Source organism: Streptomyces sp. NPDC049597 (assembly GCF_040675505.1).
Taxonomy (GTDB): Bacteria; Actinomycetota; Actinomycetes; order Streptomycetales; family Streptomycetaceae; genus Streptomyces.
On record NZ_JBFAOY010000020.1, the window covers coordinates 94,982 to 111,223 of the forward strand.

Here is a 16,242-nt window from a genome sequence, read left to right on the forward strand (position 1 = left end):
CCGCCGCGCGCTCAGGCCAGGGCGCGGCCGAGCAGATGCACCACGGGAGCCGCGGCCGTCAGCGGCAGCGCCACACCCGCCGTCATGTGCACGAAGCGGGACGGATAGTCGTAGCTCGCCACCCGCAGCCCGATCAGCGCGCAGACACCGGCCGCGCACCCGAGCAGCGCGTCCCCGGACCCCGCGCCCGTCAGCCCGCCCGCGGCGATGCCCGCTCCGGTGGCAGCGAGCAGCGAGACCACGACGGAGACCACGCCCGGCAGCGGCAGCGCACGGGCGACGACGGCCACGGCGACGGCGATCGCGCCGATCGTCACCGCGTCGGCGTCCGCCGCGAGGAGCCCCGTGGCGAGGATCGCCAGCGCGGCCGCGGTGACCGTCGCCATCAGCCCGGCCATCCGCTCGTCCGCACCGGCGTGGCTGCGCAGCTGCAGCACGAGCGTGAGCAGCACCCACACGCCGAGCGCGCCGATGATCGCGGCCGGGGCGTTGCCGGGGCCCGCCGCGAGCAGCGCGGCGTCGGCGGCGAGGCCGCCCGCGAAGGCCAGGGCGATGCCCTGCCGCGCGGGCCACATACCGTTCAGCCGGAACCAGCCCGCCGCGGTGACCGCCTGGAGCAGCACGAGGGGTACGAGCAGCGCGTACGTGCCGAGGGCGGCGCCGCCCGCGACCAGGAGACCCAGCAGGGCGGTGAGCCCGGCGGGCTGCAGACCGGGCGCGATGATCGGCGAGCGGCCTTCGGCACGGGCCCGCTGGGCTGCCGTGAGCGGAGGCTCGGGAGCGTCCGGGGTCGCGCCGTTTCCGTCACGGCTCTCGCCCGCCGGAGCCGCCGGGGCCGCCGGGGCCGCGGAGGACTCGGGCGGCAGCGGAGCGGCCGCCCGGGCGGGGTGCGGCGGCGGGTAGGCGGTGCCGGTCACGGCAGCGGGCTGCACGACCGGCTGGTACTGGGTGTCCCAGGTGTCGCCCTGCCAGGTCTGGGTGGCGCCAGCGTCCGGGTAGGGCTGCTGCGCGTACGCGTCCTGGTGCGCCGGGTACGGCTCCGGCTGCTGCTGCCCGTAGGGCTCGTACGGTCCGTGGGAGCCGTACGGATACTGCTGATCGCTGCTCATGCTGTGCCCTTCACCCTCCTGCGAACGGCGGGAGCACCTCGACCGTGCCGCCCTCGGCAAGCCGTACGGTCTCATGGCTCCGGGTCCCGACGGGGTCACCGTCGACGAGGAACGAACACCGACGGAGTACCCGCGTCAGCTCGCCCGGGTGCCGTTCACGCACCGCGTCGAGCGCCTCGGCGAGCGTCTGCGCGGCGTACGGCTCCTCCGCGACGCCGGCCGCAGCCTTGGCCGCGGCCCAGTAGCGGATGGTTCCCGCTGCCATAGCGGCACTCCTCTCATTCGTGTCGCGCCGCCCTCCATCATGGGTCATGCCGCGACCAGCCAGTCCGCGAGGCGGAGGAGCAGCGCCTCGTCCGCTGCGTTCTCGGCGTGGCCCATGCCCGCTTCCAGCCACAGCTCGGCCGCGCCCCCGGCGGCCGCGGCCAGCATGCGCGGATGGTCGAGCGGGAAATAGGGATCGCTGTCGCCGTGGACGATCAGCAGCGGGGTGGGCGCGATCAGCGGCACGGACTCGACGGGTGAGAGGGGAATCGGGTCCCAGTCCCGGTGGTGGATACGGGTGCGGAAACCGTAGCGGCCCACCAGCCGTCCGACCGGGCGCGTGACGACCCAGTGGAGGCGGCGCATCGGCGCCGTACCCCGGTAGTACCAGCGCGCGGGGGCGCTCACGGCTGCCACCGCATCGGTCCGTGCCTCCGTGCGCCCCTCGCGCTTCAGCACGGCCGCGTGGCACAGGACGACGGAGCCCCCCATGGAGAACCCGACCGTCACCACCCTGGCGTAGCCGAGCGAGCGGGCCCACTCCACGGCGGCGGCCAGATCGAGCACCTCGCGGTCGCCCACGGTGGAACGTCCTCCCGAGCGGCCGTGGCCCCGGAACGAGAAGGTCACCACACCGGCCCGCCGCGCGAAGACCCCGGCCGCGCGCCGCACCGCGGGGCGGTCCACGGAGCCCGTGAAACCGTGCGCCACGACGATCGCCGTCGCGGCCGGACCGGCCGAGCACGGCTCGTGGAACGCCTCGATCGGGACGCCGTCGAGAGCTCGCAACATTGCGCGCTGGGGGCGGGGAGAGATCGAGGACACGTCCACAGTGTGAAATCGGCCCTCTTCGGCGCAACTCATGTGGGCTATTCTGCTGGGCAGAGGATCCGGGCAATGCCGCCCCCGGGTCCTTTTGTGTTTTCCGGGCGTTGTTACAGCCTGGTGAACAAAAGCTCACCAAGGCTCTCGGGCGCGAGAGAGCCGCCGTACGAAGCAGTGCCGCAGGCGTCCTCGCAGGGACCGAGGAGGAACCGACGTCATGGACGAGCGAACCGAGCACCGATCCGAGAACCGATCCGAAGACACGCACCGCACGACGATCCGGACGGGTGGAATCCGATGAGCTCTCTGCTGCTCCTGACCAATGCCCTCCAGCCTTCGACGGAGGTTCTCCCCGCCCTCGGACTGCTGCTGCACAACGTACGGGTGGCCCCCGCCGAGGGACCGGCCCTCGTCGACACCCCCGGCGCCGACGTCATCCTCGTCGACGGCCGCCGCGATCTGCCGCAGGTGCGGTCGCTGTGCCAGCTGCTGCGCTCCACCGGACCGGGCTGCCCGCTCGTCCTGGTCGTCACCGAGGGCGGCCTCGCCGCCGTCACCGCCGACTGGGGCATCGACGACGTCCTGCTCGACACCGCCGGACCGGCCGAGGTCGAGGCGCGGCTGCGGCTCGCCATGGGCCGCCAGCAGATCACCGCCGACGACTCCCCCATGGAGATCCGCAACGGCGACCTGTCGGTGGACGAGGCGACCTACAGCGCGAAGCTGAAGGGCAGGGTCCTGGACCTGACCTTCAAGGAGTTCGAGCTGCTCAAGTACCTCGCCCAGCACCCCGGCCGGGTCTTCACCCGCGCCCAGCTGCTCCAGGAGGTCTGGGGCTACGACTACTTCGGCGGCACGCGCACGGTCGACGTCCACGTACGGCGGCTGCGCGCCAAGCTCGGCCCCGAGCACGAGTCCCTCATCGGAACCGTACGGAACGTGGGCTACCGCTTCGTCGCCCCGGAGAAGGTCGAACGGGCGGCGGAGGAGGCCAAGGCGAAGGCTCCGGCGGCCGTCACCCACTCGGAGGACGCCCCTGTGATCGAGGAAGCAGCCGTACGCCCTGCCCAGAGGTAGGTCACCCCGCGTAGACTTCGCGCCGTGGCCAAGGTGACGCGGGACGACGTTGCGCGACTGGCGGGTACTTCGACCGCCGTCGTCAGCTACGTCATCAACAACGGACCCCGGCCGGTCGCCCCGGCCACGCGCGAGCGGGTTCTCGCAGCGATCAAGGAGCTGGGGTACCGGCCCGACCGGGTCGCGCAGGCGATGGCCTCGCGACGGACGGATCTCATAGGCATGATCGTGCCGGACGCCCGGCAGCCGTTCTTCGCCGAAATGGCGCACGCGGTCGAACAGGCCGCCGCCGAGCGCGGGAAAATGGTGCTCGTCGGCAATTCGGACTACCGCGACGAGCGCGAGGTCCACTATCTGCGGGCGTTCCTCGGTATGCGCGTCTCGGGTCTGATCCTGGTCAGCCAGGGCATGAGCGAGCGGGCCGCGGCCGAGATCGAGGCGTGGGACGCGCGGGTCGTGCTGCTGCACGAGCGGCCCGAGGCGATCGACGACGTCGCGGTCGTCACGGACGACATCGGCGGCGCTCAGCTCGCGACCCGGCATCTGCTGGAGCACGGCCACGAGTACGTCGCCTGTCTCGGCGGCGTCCCGAACACCCCCGCGGTCGGCGACCCGGTCGCCGACCACGTCGAGGGCTGGCGCCGGGCGATGAAGGAGTCCGGGCGCTCGATCGACGGCCGGCTCTTCGAGGCGCCGTACAACCGCTACGACGCGTATCAGATCGCGCTGAAGATCCTGTCCGGGCCCGACCGGCCCCCGGCGATCTTCTGCTCGACGGACGACCAGGCCTTCGGCGTGCTGCGGGCGGCGCGGGAGCTGCGGATAGACGTGCCGGGCGAGCTGGCGGTGGCGGGCTTCGACGACGTGAAGGAAGCGGCGCTCACCGATCCGCCGCTGACGACGATCTCCTCGGACCGGCCCGCGATGGCCCGTGCGGCGGTGGACCTCGTCCTGGACGACGGCCTGCGGGTGGCGGGCTCGCGCCGGGAGCGCGTGAAGCTGTTCCCGTCGGGCCTGGTGATCCGCCGCTCCTGCGGCTGCAACGCCTGACGCGCGGGCCCGGACCGGGGGGTCGCCCCCCGGTCCGGACACCGGTTCACCAGGCGCCGTTGAGTCCGTACCAGTCGCCGTTGAGCGACTCGGCGGCCCGGAAGGGCGTGCTGCCGCCGGTGCCCCGGTAGCCGAGCAGCCAGCCGGGGCTGTCGCCCATGTACCCGTCGTTGGTGAGCGTCAGGACGTCGTTGAGCGTGCCTCCGTCGTACGAGCCGACGCTGATGAACGTGTCCATCACCTGCCAGCCGCCGCCGACCAGCTTGCGCGTCCCGAACGCGCCACGGCCGTTGCCCGGGTAGAGCCACAGCCGGCCCGCGGTGTCGCGCGCCAGGAGGTCGGGCCGGGAGTCGCTGTTCAGGTCGCCCGGCCCGGTGAGGGCGTTCATGACCTGCCAGCCGCCGCCGACCAGCCTGCGCGTCCCGAAGGCGCGTCCGTTCCCCGGGTACATCCACAACTGCCCCGCCGAGTCCCGGGCCAGCAGGTCGCCCCGCCCGTCACCGGTCAGGTCGCCCGCGGCCGCGATCTGGCGCATGACCTGCCAGCCGCCGCCGACCAGCCTGCGGGTGCCGAACCCGCCGCGGCCCGTGCCCGGGTACAGCCACAGCTGTCCCGCCCTGTCTCGGGCGAGCAGGTCCTCGTTGCCGTCGCCGGTCAGGTCGCCGTGCCGGGTCATGGCGGTCATGCCGTTCCAGCCGCCGCCGACCAGCCGGCCCGAGTGGTCGCCGGGCAGGCGCCACAGGCGTCCGGCGAGGTCCCGGACGAGGACGTCCGGGACCAGGTCGTGGTTGAGGTCGCCGAATCCGGGCGCCGCGCCGGCGGGGGCCGCCACCCACTGCGGGTAGGCCGGCATGTGGCACTCACGCTCGGTCCTGACGAACTTGATCGAGCTGATCCTGCGGTCCATGTACGGCGTGAAGCTGTACTCACCCGCGTCGGCGCCCGGCTCCTCGCGGAGGAAGTCGGCGTCCGGCGCGGCGAGGGAGTAGTCGGGCTCGCTGTACGCGCACGCATAGCCGGAGGTGCGGTTCACGAGCGAGCGGATCCTGTTGTCCCAGCTGCCGAGCGTCGCCATGCTCCGGTTCGTCGTGAACATCTCGCCGTCGCCGGACGTGCCGGTGAAGCCGCAGAAGTAGCCGCTGGGGCAGCGGTAGGCGCCGTCCGCGGCCCGGGCGGTCTGGGCGGGCAGCGTGGCCGTCAGCAGACCGGCCGTGACGAGCCCCGTCACCGCGGTGAGAACGCGTCTGATCCCCTGGTGCATTCGATCCCCCTTCTGACGCCCCGCGGGGCATATGGCTGCGCCAGTCAGACCGACGAGCGCCCGCCAGGGTTGCCCTGTGCGGCGCCAGGGTGCGCGCCCGGGTCCTGGTATCGGGCATACACGGTTCTGCCGGGCTTCTCAGCGCCGTCTCAGACCGCTCTCATCCGGCCCGGCGACAGTCGATGCCATGAGCGACCACTACCGCCGCGGCGTCCACGACGACACCGGCACCCAGCAGCCGTACGAAGCGCCCCCCACCCAGGCCGGCGGAGGCCGTCCGCCGGCCCCGCCGCACCAGCCGGCCGGGACGGTCACCGTCTGGCCCGGTGGCGGCGGACCCGGCTTCGAGCCGCCCGCGCAGCAGGGCCCGCCCCCGCCCGTGCCCCCGCTCCCGCCGGCCGCGCATCGGGCGGACCGGGCCAAGCGGCCCGTCGCGCTCATCGCCGCCGTCGCCATCGCCGCCGCGGTCGTCGGCGGCGGCGCCTCCGCCCTCGTCGACCGGTTCGCCGGCGGCGGCAGCGGCACCACCGGCGGCTCCGTCGCCTCAGGCACCAACGTCGCCCAGAGCAGCAAGGGCACCGTCGCCGGCGTCGCACAGGCCGTCTCGCCCAGCATCGTCGAGATCGACGCCACCTCCGCCGCCGGGCAGTCCACCGGCTCCGGCGTGATCGTCACCTCCGGCGGGCAGATCGTCACCAACAACCACGTCGTCTCCGGCGCCGAGACGATCGAGGTGCGTCTCAGCGACGGCAGGACGTACACCGCCGGCATCGTCGGCACCGACCCCGGCAAGGACCTCGCCCTCATCGAGCTGAACGGCGCCAAGGGCCTGAAGGCCGCCACCCTCGGGGACTCCGGCAGCGTGCAGGTCGGCGACGAGGTCGTCGCGATCGGCTCCCCCGAGGGCCTGACCGGCACCGTCACGAGCGGCATCGTCTCCGCGCTCGACCGTGACGTGACGGTCGCCAAGGAGGAGGACCCGGGCCGGCAGGACCCCCGCGAGAACTGGCCCTTCGAATTCGGCGGGCAGCAGTTCAACGGCGACACCGGCGACTCCAGGACCACCTACAAGGCGATCCAGACCGACGCCTCCCTCAACCCCGGCAACTCCGGAGGCGCGCTCATCGACATGAACGGCGAGGTCATCGGCATCAACTCGGCCATGTACGCGCCCAGTTCCGCCACCGACTCCACGGCCGGAAGCGTCGGGCTCGGCTTCGCGATCCCCATCGACACGGTCAAGGCCGACCTGGACAGTCTGCGCTCCGGCGGGGACAACTGATCGCGTGCGAGGCTGGATCCATGACTGAAGGCGACCGCATCCTCATCGTCGACGACGAGCCCGCCGTGCGCGAGGCCCTGCAGCGTTCCCTCGCCTTCGAGGGGTACGGCACCGAGGTCGCCGTCGACGGTGTCGACGCGCTCGCCAAGGCGGAGTCGTACGCCCCCGACCTCGTCGTCCTCGACATCCAGATGCCCCGGATGGACGGGCTGACCGCGGCCCGCAGGCTGCGGTCAGCCGGGTCCCGGGTGCCGATCCTGATGCTGACGGCCCGCGACACCGTCGGCGACCGCGTCACCGGGCTGGACGCGGGCGCCGACGACTACCTGGTCAAGCCGTTCGAGCTGGACGAGCTGTTCGCCCGTATCCGCGCCCTGCTGCGGCGCAGCTCGTACGCCGCCGCGACCGAGGCCGCGGGCGACGAGGACGTGCTGTCGTTCGCCGATCTGCGCATGGACCTCGCGACCCGGGAGGTCACCCGGGGCACCCGCCGCGTCGAGCTGACCCGTACCGAGTTCACCCTCCTCGAACTGTTCCTGGCCCATCCGCGTCAGGTCCTCACCCGTGAGCAGATCCTCAAGTCCGTGTGGGGCTTCGACTTCGAGCCCAGTTCCAACTCGCTGGACGTCTACGTCATGTACCTGCGGCGCAAGACCGAGGCGGCCGGTGAGCCGCGGCTCGTGCACACCGTGCGCGGCGTGGGCTACGTGCTGCGGTCGGGCGGTCCGGAGTGATCACACGCTTCCGTGCCCTGCCGCTGCGCTCCCGGCTCGCGCTGCTGGTGGCGACGGCGGTCGCGGCGGCGGTCGCTGTCGTCTCGACCGTGTGCTGGTTCGTCGTGCGCGGCAAGCTGTACGACGAGGTGGACGGCAAGCTGCACGCGGCGAACGAGAGCACGCCGCTGCGGGCCATCGACATCGCCACCACGCTGAGCAGCTGCGCCCGGGAGACCACCGACCCGGCCGATTTCCAGGGGCCGAGGTCCGACTACTACTTCCAGCTCGCGCGTGCCGACGACGACCGGCCCTGCGTCTTCGCCAGGAACTACGCCGGCACGGTCCGCGTCACCGCGGCCGACCGGGACGTGGCAAGGGCCGGGGACCCGGCCGTCGAGGCGTATCGCAACGGCAGGGACACGGAAGGCAGGTCGGTGCGGGTGCTGACCGTCGCGGCCGTCGCGGCCCCGCCGGGCGGCGGGGTGGTCCAGGACACGGCCGTCATGTACGCGTTCCCGCTCGCCGAGACCGAGAACACGCTGCGCGAGCTGGCCCTGCTCCTGCTCGTCGTCTCCGGCGTCGGGGTGTTCGGCGCGGGCGCGGCCGGGCTGTGGGTCGCGCGGACCGGGCTCGCGCCCGTGGACCGGCTGACCGGCGCCGTCGAGCACGTGGCCCGCACCGAGGACCTGAGCGTGCGCATTCCGGTCGACGGGAACGACGAGATCGCCCGGCTGTCGCGCTCTTTCAACGCGATGACCGCCGCGCTCGCCTCCTCGCGCGACCTCCAGCAGCAGCTCATCGCCGACGCCGGTCACGAGCTGCGCACGCCGCTGACCTCGCTGCGGACGAACATCGAACTGCTCGCCCGCAGTGAGGACACCGGACGCGCGATCCCGCCGGACGACCGCCGGGCCCTGCTCGCGTCGGTCAAGGCGCAGATGACGGAACTGGCGTCGCTGATCGGCGACCTCCAGGAGCTGTCCCGCCCGGACAGCGCGGCCCACGGCCGCCAGGTGCAGGTCGTGGCGCTGCACGAGATCGTCGACGGCGCGCTGGAGCGGGCCCGGCTGCGCGGGCCGGAGCTGAGCTTCGAGGCCGACGTCCGGCCCTGGTACGTACGCGGCGATCAGGCGGCCCTGGAACGGGCGCTGGTCAACGTCCTGGACAACGCCGTGAAGTTCTCGCCGACGGGCGGCGCGATCGAGGTGCGCCTGCGGGACGGCGAACTCACCGTCCGGGACCACGGGCCGGGCATCCCCCGTGAGGAACTGCCGCACGTCTTCGAGCGGTTCTGGCGCTCGCCGTCGGCGCGGTCGCTGCCGGGCTCGGGTCTCGGGCTGTCGATCGTGGCCCGTACGGTCCACCAGACGGGCGGCGAGGTGGCGCTCGCCGCGGCGGAGGGCGGCGGCACGCGCGCGGTGATCCGCCTGCCGGGGGCCGCGACGCCGCCGCCGTCGGCCGTTCCGTAGGCCGACGGCCGTTCGTGGTCCCCGCCGCCCCGTCAGCCGTTGTGGCGGATGAGGGAGCCGACCAGTCCCGCACGGGTGTTGGGGAAGTCCATGGGGACGATTCCCAGTCCGCGCCAGCCGCTCGCGACCGAGCCGTCGAGGAAGGCGTGGACGCGCGGGTTGAGGTTGTCGGAGTTCCACCGCGGCGGCAGATACGCCGCCGTGCTGACGTAGTTGACGAACAGCTTCCCCGGCTGCTCCACGGCTTTGCGGAAGTGCGCCTCGATCCTTGGGTACTTGGTGTTCGGCGCCGCGTTCCAGTCGTCCTGGATGTCGAAGAGCGCGCCGTCCGCGTACCGCACGCCGGGCAGGCCGCCGTTGTCGCCGAGCAGGACGACCCTGCCGCGTGCCTCGCCGAGCGCGGGGACGCCGTCACCGATGCGGAACAGCGAACGCCAGCCCCGGCGGTCGAGGTAGTCGTCGAAGACCGCGCGGAAGGTCGCGTCGCTCTCCGTCGAGTACTCCTGCTTGACCCGCATCAGCACCGTCTCGGACGGGTGCGACGCGAGGAAGTCGCGGCAGGCGATGAGGACGTCGCCGAACATCAGGTTCTGGTAGTACGGCCCGTGGTGGACGGCGAACGAACCGCCGGTCACCCGGCACCGTACGTCGAGGAAGCGGATGCCGCTGCTCAGTTGCTCGGCGACGGTCGTGTTCTGGCACTCCGTCCACAGCCCGCCGAACCGGGCGCCCGAGTCGTGGGTGCCGGGGATCGTCAGGCGCTGGAGGGGAGTCGAGTCGGCCGCGCCGGCCATCCAGTCCTGCGCGGACAGGGTGCGGCGCGGTGCGGCGGCGGCGTGGGGGGCGCCGATGAGGGCGGCGGCGGAGAAGGCCGCCGCGCTCGCGAGAAATCTCCGTCGGTCCATGGCCCGGAGTATGACGCGTTCACGACAAGACGGCCAGGGGTCGGACGCCTCGCTCCGCCCAGAGGTCTGACCGGCCGGAAAGCGTCCCGGAAACGCCGGTGGGGCGGCGGGCCCCCCGGCCCGCCGCCCCACCGTCCACCACCGACCGCTTACCGGATGACCGTGATCCGGTCCGCCGCCGGCGGCGCGATCGGCGCCGACGCCGAGGAGTTGGCCGCCAGGTAGGCGTTGAAGACGTCCAGGTCGGAGGCGCCCACCAGCTTGTTGGTGTGCTCCTTGAGGACCGTGAAGCCGTCACCGCCGCCCGCGAGGAACTCGTTCATCGCGACCCGGTACGTCTTCGCCGGGTCGATCGCCTCGCCGTTGAGCTTCACCGAGCTCACGACGACCCGGTCGGCCCCGGTCTTCGTCAGGTCCAGCGTGTAGGTGAAGCCCTTCGAGACCTGGAGGATCTTCGGCGACGCCTCGTTCGGGCCGCTGACCTGCTGCTGGAGCGCGGTGATCAGCTGCGCGCCGGTCAGGTCCACCACGTTCATCATGTTGGTGAACGGCTGGACCGTGAAGGCCTCGCCGTACGTCACCACACCGTCGCCCTCGCTGCCCGACGCCTTGTAGACCAGGTCGGAGCGGATTCCGCCCGGGTTCATCAGCGCCAGCTGGGCGCCGCCCTTGTCGGCCGGGGCGAGGCCCGCGAGCTGCGCGTCCGCGATCAGGTCGCCGAGCGGCTTCTCCGGGGTGGTGGCGCCGCGGCCGTTGATGTCGGCGGAGATGAAGCCCTGGGGGCGGTTCGCGATCGGGGCGGCCAGCTTGTTCCAGCGCGCGATCAGGTCCGTCATGTCCTGGGCCTTGGGCTGGTCACGGCTGACGACGTGGTTCGCCGACTGCACCGACGTGCGGACGATGTCGCCGGTCAGCCGGTCGTAGGTGAGCGTGGTGTCCGTGTAGAGCTTGCCGTACGAGGACGCCGAGGTGACCATGCGCGGCTTGCCGGACGGGTCCGGGATCGTGCACACGTACGCCTGGTGGGTGTGGCCGGTGACCAGGGCGTCGACCTTGGGCGTGATGCCCTTGGCGATGTCGACGATCGGGCCCGAGACGCCGTCGCCCACGCCCGGCGAGTCGCAGTCGTAGTTGTACGAGGTGGAGGCGGGCGAGCCGCCCTCGTGGATCAGCGCGACGATCGACTTCACGCCCTTGCGGTCCAGCTCGCGGGCGTATTTGTTGACGGTCTCGATCTCGTCGTGGAACTTCAGGCCCTTGATGCCGTTGGCGCTGACGATGTCCGGCGTGCCCTCCAGGGTCACCCCGATGAAACCGATCTTGACACCGTTCTTCTTCCAGACGGTGTACGGCTTGAGGATCGGCCGGCCGGTCGACTCCTTGGTGACGTTCGCCGCGAGGTAGGGGAAGTCCGCGCCCTCGAACTCCTTGCCCTCCTCGAAACAGCCGTCGGTCGGGTGGCAGCCGCCGTTCTGCAGGCGGGCCAGCTCGACGGCGCCCTCGTCGAACTCGTGGTTGCCCACGCCCGCCACGTCGAGGTCCAGCTTGTTCAGCGCCTCGACGGTCGGCTCGTCGTGGAAGAGGCCGGACAGCAGCGGGCTCGCGCCCACCAGGTCGCCCGCGGCGGCGGTGACGGAGTACGGGTGGCTCTGGCGCGCGGTGCGCAGCGAGGTCGCGAGGTACTCGACACCACCGGCCGGGATCGTCTTGACCGTGCCGTCGGCCTGCTTCTCGGAGACGGTGCCGGCCGAGCCGGCCGGCGGCTCCAGGTTGCCGTGCAGGTCGTTGAAGGAGAGCAGCTGCACATCGACGGTGCGCGGGTGGTGGTGACCGGAGCCCTGCCGGTCGGCGTCGGTGGCGCCGGCCGGCAACGCGGCCGCGAGCGCGCCGACCGTGGCCAGGCCGGCGGCGGCGACGAGCACGCGCCGGGTCCGTCTGTCCGCGCGGTGATGAGGTGGTGTCGCTGACATCTGTCTCCTTGTCAGGTCCTGTGGGGAGAGAGGGGCGAGCGGCAGCCTAGAGTCAACGCGCGTAGCGCGACAGGGGGGTATGGGTTACGACCTGGTTGCCATCACTCAGGAACGGTACGTACCGGTCGAATTGCCTCTGCCGGGGCCCGCGACGGCCCCCCACTCGGGGTGCATCGGCGCCCGGGACGCGTCGCGGGCGGGTGGGCGTCGCAGGTGGTGTCGGGGGGCGCGTTCACGGGCGGGGGTGGGGCGCGGGCGGGCGCGACGCGTCCTGGGCGGGCGTGTGTCGCACGTGGCGTACGCCACGGGGTGGCATGCACGGACGGGCCCGCGTCGCGGGCGGGCGTGCGTCGTTGGGTGGCGCGTTCACGGACGGGCGGGGGGTGTGCGGGCATGCCGCAGGGCGAGCGGCGTCGCGTGCAGGCGCGTCACAGCCCGGGCATCGAGGCCAGGCCCCGTCGCAGGCCGGAGCCCTGCGCGTGCGACGTGCCCCGGGCGGACGCGTGCCCCGGGCGGACGCGTGTCGCGAGTAGGCGCGCGTCGCACATGGCGTGCGCCACGGGGTGGCACGTTACGGACGGGCCCGCCTCGCGGGCGTCACGGGGTGGCACGTTCACGGGCGGGCCCGCCTCGCAGGCGGGGCGTGTCCGGGCATGCCGCACGGCGGGCGCGTCACGGCCGGGAGCATCGCGGCCAAGCCCGTCGCGGGGCGCACCGCATCGGCGGCCGCGGCGGCCCCGACGGCACGGCCGCCGCCTGCGCCGCCCCAGCCCGGGCGCATGACTGGGCCACGCGGCCGGAGGCCACCCCCGTCGGGTGACACATGCCGTGGCGGACGCTGCCCGCGGCGCCATCCGCCGCCGTACCCTCGACACATGACGATCGACGCAGTGATTCCGGAGCCCGGCCGGCAGATCCAGTCCCTGGAAGAACTCACCGCCGAGCAGGCCGAGGCCGTGTCCGAGCTGCTCGCCGAGGCCGCCCGGTCCGACGGGATGCAGGCCGTGTCCGAGCAGGGCCGGCTGCAGCTGCGCGGCGGCCGGCGGGAAGGCGTACAGCACTTCCTGGTCTCCGTCGAGGGACAGCTCGTCGGCTACGCGCAGCTGGAGGACACCGACCCCGTCGAGGCCCCGGCCGCCGAGCTCGTCGTCCACCCGAGCCACCGGGGACGCGGCCACGGACGGGCCCTGGGGACGACACTCCTCGACGCCTCGGGCAAGCGGCTGCGGATGTGGGCGCACGGCGGGAAGTCCGCGGCCCGGCACATGGCCCAGGTCCTCGGCCTGACGCTCTTCCGCGAACTGCGCCAGTTGCGCCGCCCGTTGAGCCCCCAGAGCATCCCCGAGCCGACGTACCCGCCGGGTGTCACCGTACGGACCTTCGTGCCGGGGCAGGACGACGCCGAATGGCTCGCGGTGAACGCCGCGGCGTTCGCCCACCACCCCGAGCAGGGCTCGCTGACGCAGCGGGACCTGGACGACCGCAAGGCCGAGCCGTGGTTCGACCCCAAGGGCTTCTTCCTGGCCGAGCGGGAGGGCAGGATCGTCGGCTTCCACTGGACGAAGGTGCACGCGGAGGAACAGCTCGGCGAGGTCTACGTCGTCGGCATCAGCCCCGACGCCCAGGGCGGCGGCCTCGGCAGGGCCCTCACGGCGACCGGCCTGCGCCACCTCGCTGCCGAGGGCCTGCCGACGGCGATGCTCTATGTGGACGCGGACAACCAGGCAGCACTGCGGGTGTACGAACGACTCGGCTTCGTGACCCACGAGGTGGACCTCATGTACCGCACCGAGACCTGATCCGGCCCCTCAACGGGCAAAGGGGGCGGCGTCGTTGACACCGCCCCCTTTCTTGCACCACCCTTTCACTACTCGATTAGTGAAAGGGTGGTGCAGTGACGTGGTCGAGTTCCGCATCGACCGGCGCAGTGGCGTCGCCACCTATCTCCAGATCGTCCAGCAGACCAGACAGGCCCTGCGCCTCGGACTGCTGCGGCCCGGCGACCGCCTGCCCACGGCACGCGAGGTCGTCGAGGCCACGGCGATCAACCCGAACACCGTGCTCAAGGCCTACCGCGAACTCGAACGCGAGGGACTCGTCGAGCCCCGCCGCGGCCTCGGCACCTTCGTGACCCGGACCCTCGGCGGCCGGGCGGCCGGCACACCGCTGCGCGCGGAGCTCGCCGACTGGGTCGCAAGGGCCCGGGCGACGGGACTGGAGAGGGACGACATCACCGCGCTCCTCGCCTCCGTGCTGGAGGAAGAGGAACCGCACGAACACGAGGGGGGCGGCGCATGACCGCGACCGCGATCGAGGCGCACGGCCTCGGCAAGACCTACCGCCGACAGGGCCGCCCGGCCCTGCGCGACTGCTCGTTCCGGGTGCCCGCAGGGCGGGTGTGCGCCGTGGCCGGACCCAACGGCGCCGGGAAATCCACGCTGCTCGCCCTTGCCGCGGGACTCGCGCGTCCCGGCGAGGGCGTCCTGCGGGTGCTCGGCGCCGACCCCGCGTCCGTACGCGAACGCATCGCCTACGTCGCCCAGGAAAAGCCCCTCTACCCCAAGCTGACCGTCGCCGACACCCTCCGCCTGGGCCGCGAACTCAACCCGGGCCGCTGGGACCAGGCCCTCGCCGAGCGGATCGTCGAGGAGGGCGGTCTCGGCGCCGGCACCCGTGTCCGTACGCTCTCCGGCGGCCAGCGCACCCGCGTCGCGCTCGCCCTCGCGCTCGGCAAGCGCCCCGAACTGATGCTGCTGGACGAGCCGATGGCCGACCTCGACCCCCTCGCGCGCCACCGCCTCATGGGCACCCTCATGGCCGAGGCCGCCGAGCACGGCACGACCGTCGTGATCTCCTCGCACATCCTGTCCGAGCTGGAGTCGACCTGCGACTACGTCCTGCTCGTCGACGGCGGCCGCATCCGCCTCGCCGGCGACACCGAGGACCTGCTCGCCGCGCACACCCTGCTCACCGGCCCGGTCACCGACCTCGCGCCGCACACCGTCGTCGAATCCCGTACGACGGGGCGTCAGCTCACCGCGCTGATACGCCCCGAGGGCTCGCTCGCCCCCGACTGGCAGACGTCTCATCCCTCCCTGGAGGAGCTGCTCATGGCCCATCTCCGCTCCCCCACGGCTCCCGCCCTGCTGACGCCGGACGCGGCGGTGACGGCATGAGCACGCTCACCACACCCGCTCCCGCCTCGCGCCTGCGCGGCACCGCCTGGGTCGTCGTCCGCCAGCACCGCACCGTCATCGGCGTCGCGGCCGGGGCGCTGGTGCTGTCCGCCGCCGTCTCCGCGGGCCTGCGGATCTGGTTCGAGGCGACTCCGCCCGACGACTTCGAGCGCAACCTGTACCCGCGTTCCGACGTACGCAGCGCGCTCGTGGTGATCGTCGACTACGCGGGCCTGGGCGCCATGCTGCTGCCGCTGCTGGTCGCGGCCGCCGTGGCGGGTCCGGTCGTCGCCCGGGAGCTGGAGAGCGGGACGTACAAGCTGGCCTGGTCGCAGTCGGTGACACCGGTGCGGTGGTTCGCGGCCAAGGTGACGGTTCCCGCCGTGACCGTCACGGCCCTCACTGCGGCCCTGATCGGCGTCTTCCGCCTGGCCTGGGCACCGGTGTCCCCGAACACGCACCTGCGCTGGCACTCGCGTCATGTCTTCCTCGCCATCGGGCCGACGGTGATCGCGTACGGCCTGCTCGCGGTCGCGGTGGGCGCGCTCACCGGGCTGCTGGTGCGCCGCACGCTGGTCGCCATGTCCGTCGCGGGCACGGTGACGGGAGCCGTCCTGCTGGTCATGTCGTCGCTGAGGGGCAGCCTGTGGACGACCACGACCGCCACCCGGACCAACCCGGACGACTTCCCGCTCATGGGCGACTGGCTGGTCACCGGCACCGGGCTGCTCACCTCGTCCGGCGAGCGCCTCGGCGACATGTGCCTCGTCCTCGACCGCCCCGCCTGCTTCGCCGAGCACGACATCGTCGGCCGCTGGTTCGACTACCATCCGGCATCGCACCTGTGGCCGCTCCAGCTCGTCGAGACGGGCATCGTCCTGGCCGTCGCCGCGGTCGCGGCATGGGCCGCGTTCGGGATCTTCCGCCGGCGGCACGGCTGACGCCCCGGCGGGGCCCCGGCGTCGCCCCGGGGCCCCGCCACGCTTTCCCTCACGTCATGTCGTCGTTACCGGCCATTCAGACACCCTTGCGACCCTCGGCCAATGCAGCCCGCTGTGCCCGACTCCCCCCACGGGAGAAAAGCCCTCGCCCCGGCCCTCTCCGACGCGCCGGTGACTCTTTCCGCGCGGAAGAATGG

General features: G+C 72.8%; 15 protein-coding genes. 9 read left to right on the top strand and 6 right to left on the bottom strand.

Annotation, left to right across the window (positions count from 1 at the left end; translation table 11 throughout):
- Positions 1 to 11: 11 nt before the first annotated feature.
- From AB0K02_RS22510 to AB0K02_RS22520, 3 genes are read right to left on the bottom strand one after another with little or no spacing between them, the layout of a single operon-like run.
- Positions 12 to 1,109, bottom strand: a complete 1,098-nt coding sequence (locus tag AB0K02_RS22510; RefSeq protein WP_365994276.1) for a hypothetical protein — start codon at positions 1,107 to 1,109, stop codon at positions 12 to 14.
- Positions 1,110 to 1,119: 10 nt separating this feature from the next.
- Complete coding sequence (locus AB0K02_RS22515; RefSeq protein ID WP_365994277.1) at positions 1,120 to 1,374, bottom strand: MoaD/ThiS family protein; 255 nt, start codon at positions 1,372 to 1,374, stop codon at positions 1,120 to 1,122.
- Positions 1,375 to 1,418: 44 nt separating this feature from the next.
- Positions 1,419 to 2,237, bottom strand: coding sequence for an alpha/beta fold hydrolase (locus AB0K02_RS22520; RefSeq protein ID WP_365994278.1), 819 nt, complete (start codon positions 2,235 to 2,237; stop codon positions 1,419 to 1,421).
- Positions 2,238 to 2,495: 258 nt separating this feature from the next.
- Here AB0K02_RS22520 and AB0K02_RS22525 point away from each other — a divergent pair, with 258 nt between their 5' ends.
- Both AB0K02_RS22525 and AB0K02_RS22530 read left to right on the top strand, forming a co-directional pair.
- Positions 2,496 to 3,275 (top strand): response regulator transcription factor, encoded by a 780-nt coding sequence (locus AB0K02_RS22525; RefSeq protein WP_365994279.1) that lies wholly within the window; start codon positions 2,496 to 2,498, stop codon positions 3,273 to 3,275.
- 24 nt (positions 3,276 to 3,299) lie between these two features.
- Positions 3,300 to 4,325, top strand: coding sequence for a LacI family DNA-binding transcriptional regulator (locus AB0K02_RS22530; protein ID WP_365994280.1), 1,026 nt, complete (start codon positions 3,300 to 3,302; stop codon positions 4,323 to 4,325).
- 46 nt (positions 4,326 to 4,371) lie between these two features.
- On the opposite strand, the gene AB0K02_RS22535 is transcribed toward AB0K02_RS22530, so the two are convergent.
- Positions 4,372 to 5,586 carry a peptidase inhibitor family I36 protein gene (locus AB0K02_RS22535; protein ID WP_365994281.1) on the bottom strand — a complete coding sequence of 405 codons (1,215 nt, stop codon included), beginning with the start codon at positions 5,584 to 5,586 and terminating at the stop codon, positions 4,372 to 4,374.
- 187 nt (positions 5,587 to 5,773) lie between these two features.
- Here AB0K02_RS22535 and AB0K02_RS22540 point away from each other — a divergent pair, with 187 nt between their 5' ends.
- From AB0K02_RS22540 to AB0K02_RS22550, 3 genes are read left to right on the top strand one after another with little or no spacing between them, the layout of a single operon-like run.
- Positions 5,774 to 6,868, top strand: a complete 1,095-nt coding sequence (locus AB0K02_RS22540; RefSeq protein WP_365994282.1) for a trypsin-like peptidase domain-containing protein — start codon at positions 5,774 to 5,776, stop codon at positions 6,866 to 6,868.
- Positions 6,869 to 6,888: 20 nt separating this feature from the next.
- On the top strand, positions 6,889 to 7,602 hold the full coding sequence (locus tag AB0K02_RS22545) for a response regulator transcription factor (protein ID WP_365994283.1): 714 nt from the start codon (positions 6,889 to 6,891) through the stop codon (positions 7,600 to 7,602).
- Positions 7,599 to 9,053: a HAMP domain-containing sensor histidine kinase gene (locus tag AB0K02_RS22550; protein ID WP_365994284.1), complete on the top strand. Its 1,455-nt coding sequence runs from the start codon at positions 7,599 to 7,601 to the stop codon at positions 9,051 to 9,053. Before AB0K02_RS22545 ends, AB0K02_RS22550 begins: the two co-directional genes overlap by 4 nt.
- 32 nt (positions 9,054 to 9,085) lie before the next feature.
- Here the strand turns inward: AB0K02_RS22550 and AB0K02_RS22555 are convergent, their stop codons facing one another.
- Positions 9,086 to 9,958, bottom strand: a complete 873-nt coding sequence (locus AB0K02_RS22555; RefSeq protein WP_365994285.1) for a phosphatidylinositol-specific phospholipase C — start codon at positions 9,956 to 9,958, stop codon at positions 9,086 to 9,088.
- A 149-nt stretch (positions 9,959 to 10,107) separates the two neighbouring features.
- On the bottom strand, positions 10,108 to 11,928 hold the full coding sequence (locus AB0K02_RS22560) for a bifunctional metallophosphatase/5'-nucleotidase (protein WP_365994286.1): 1,821 nt from the start codon (positions 11,926 to 11,928) through the stop codon (positions 10,108 to 10,110).
- Between the two features lie 875 nt (positions 11,929 to 12,803).
- Between AB0K02_RS22560 and mshD the strand changes: the two genes are divergently transcribed.
- The 4 genes from mshD to AB0K02_RS22580 all read left to right on the top strand — a co-directional run bounded on the left by mshD (position 12,804) and on the right by AB0K02_RS22580 (position 16,045).
- Positions 12,804 to 13,727, top strand: a complete 924-nt coding sequence (gene mshD, locus AB0K02_RS22565; RefSeq protein ID WP_365994287.1) for a mycothiol synthase — start codon at positions 12,804 to 12,806, stop codon at positions 13,725 to 13,727.
- Positions 13,728 to 13,827: 100 nt separating this feature from the next.
- On the top strand, positions 13,828 to 14,226 hold the full coding sequence (locus AB0K02_RS22570) for a GntR family transcriptional regulator (protein ID WP_365994288.1): 399 nt from the start codon (positions 13,828 to 13,830) through the stop codon (positions 14,224 to 14,226).
- Complete coding sequence (locus AB0K02_RS22575; protein ID WP_365994289.1) at positions 14,223 to 15,104, top strand: ABC transporter ATP-binding protein; 882 nt, start codon at positions 14,223 to 14,225, stop codon at positions 15,102 to 15,104. Before AB0K02_RS22570 ends, AB0K02_RS22575 begins: the two co-directional genes overlap by 4 nt.
- Positions 15,101 to 16,045: an ABC transporter permease gene (locus AB0K02_RS22580; RefSeq protein ID WP_365994290.1), complete on the top strand. Its 945-nt coding sequence runs from the start codon at positions 15,101 to 15,103 to the stop codon at positions 16,043 to 16,045. The genes AB0K02_RS22575 and AB0K02_RS22580 overlap by 4 nt, the downstream gene beginning before the upstream one ends.
- The last annotated feature ends 197 nt before the right edge of the window (positions 16,046 to 16,242 follow it).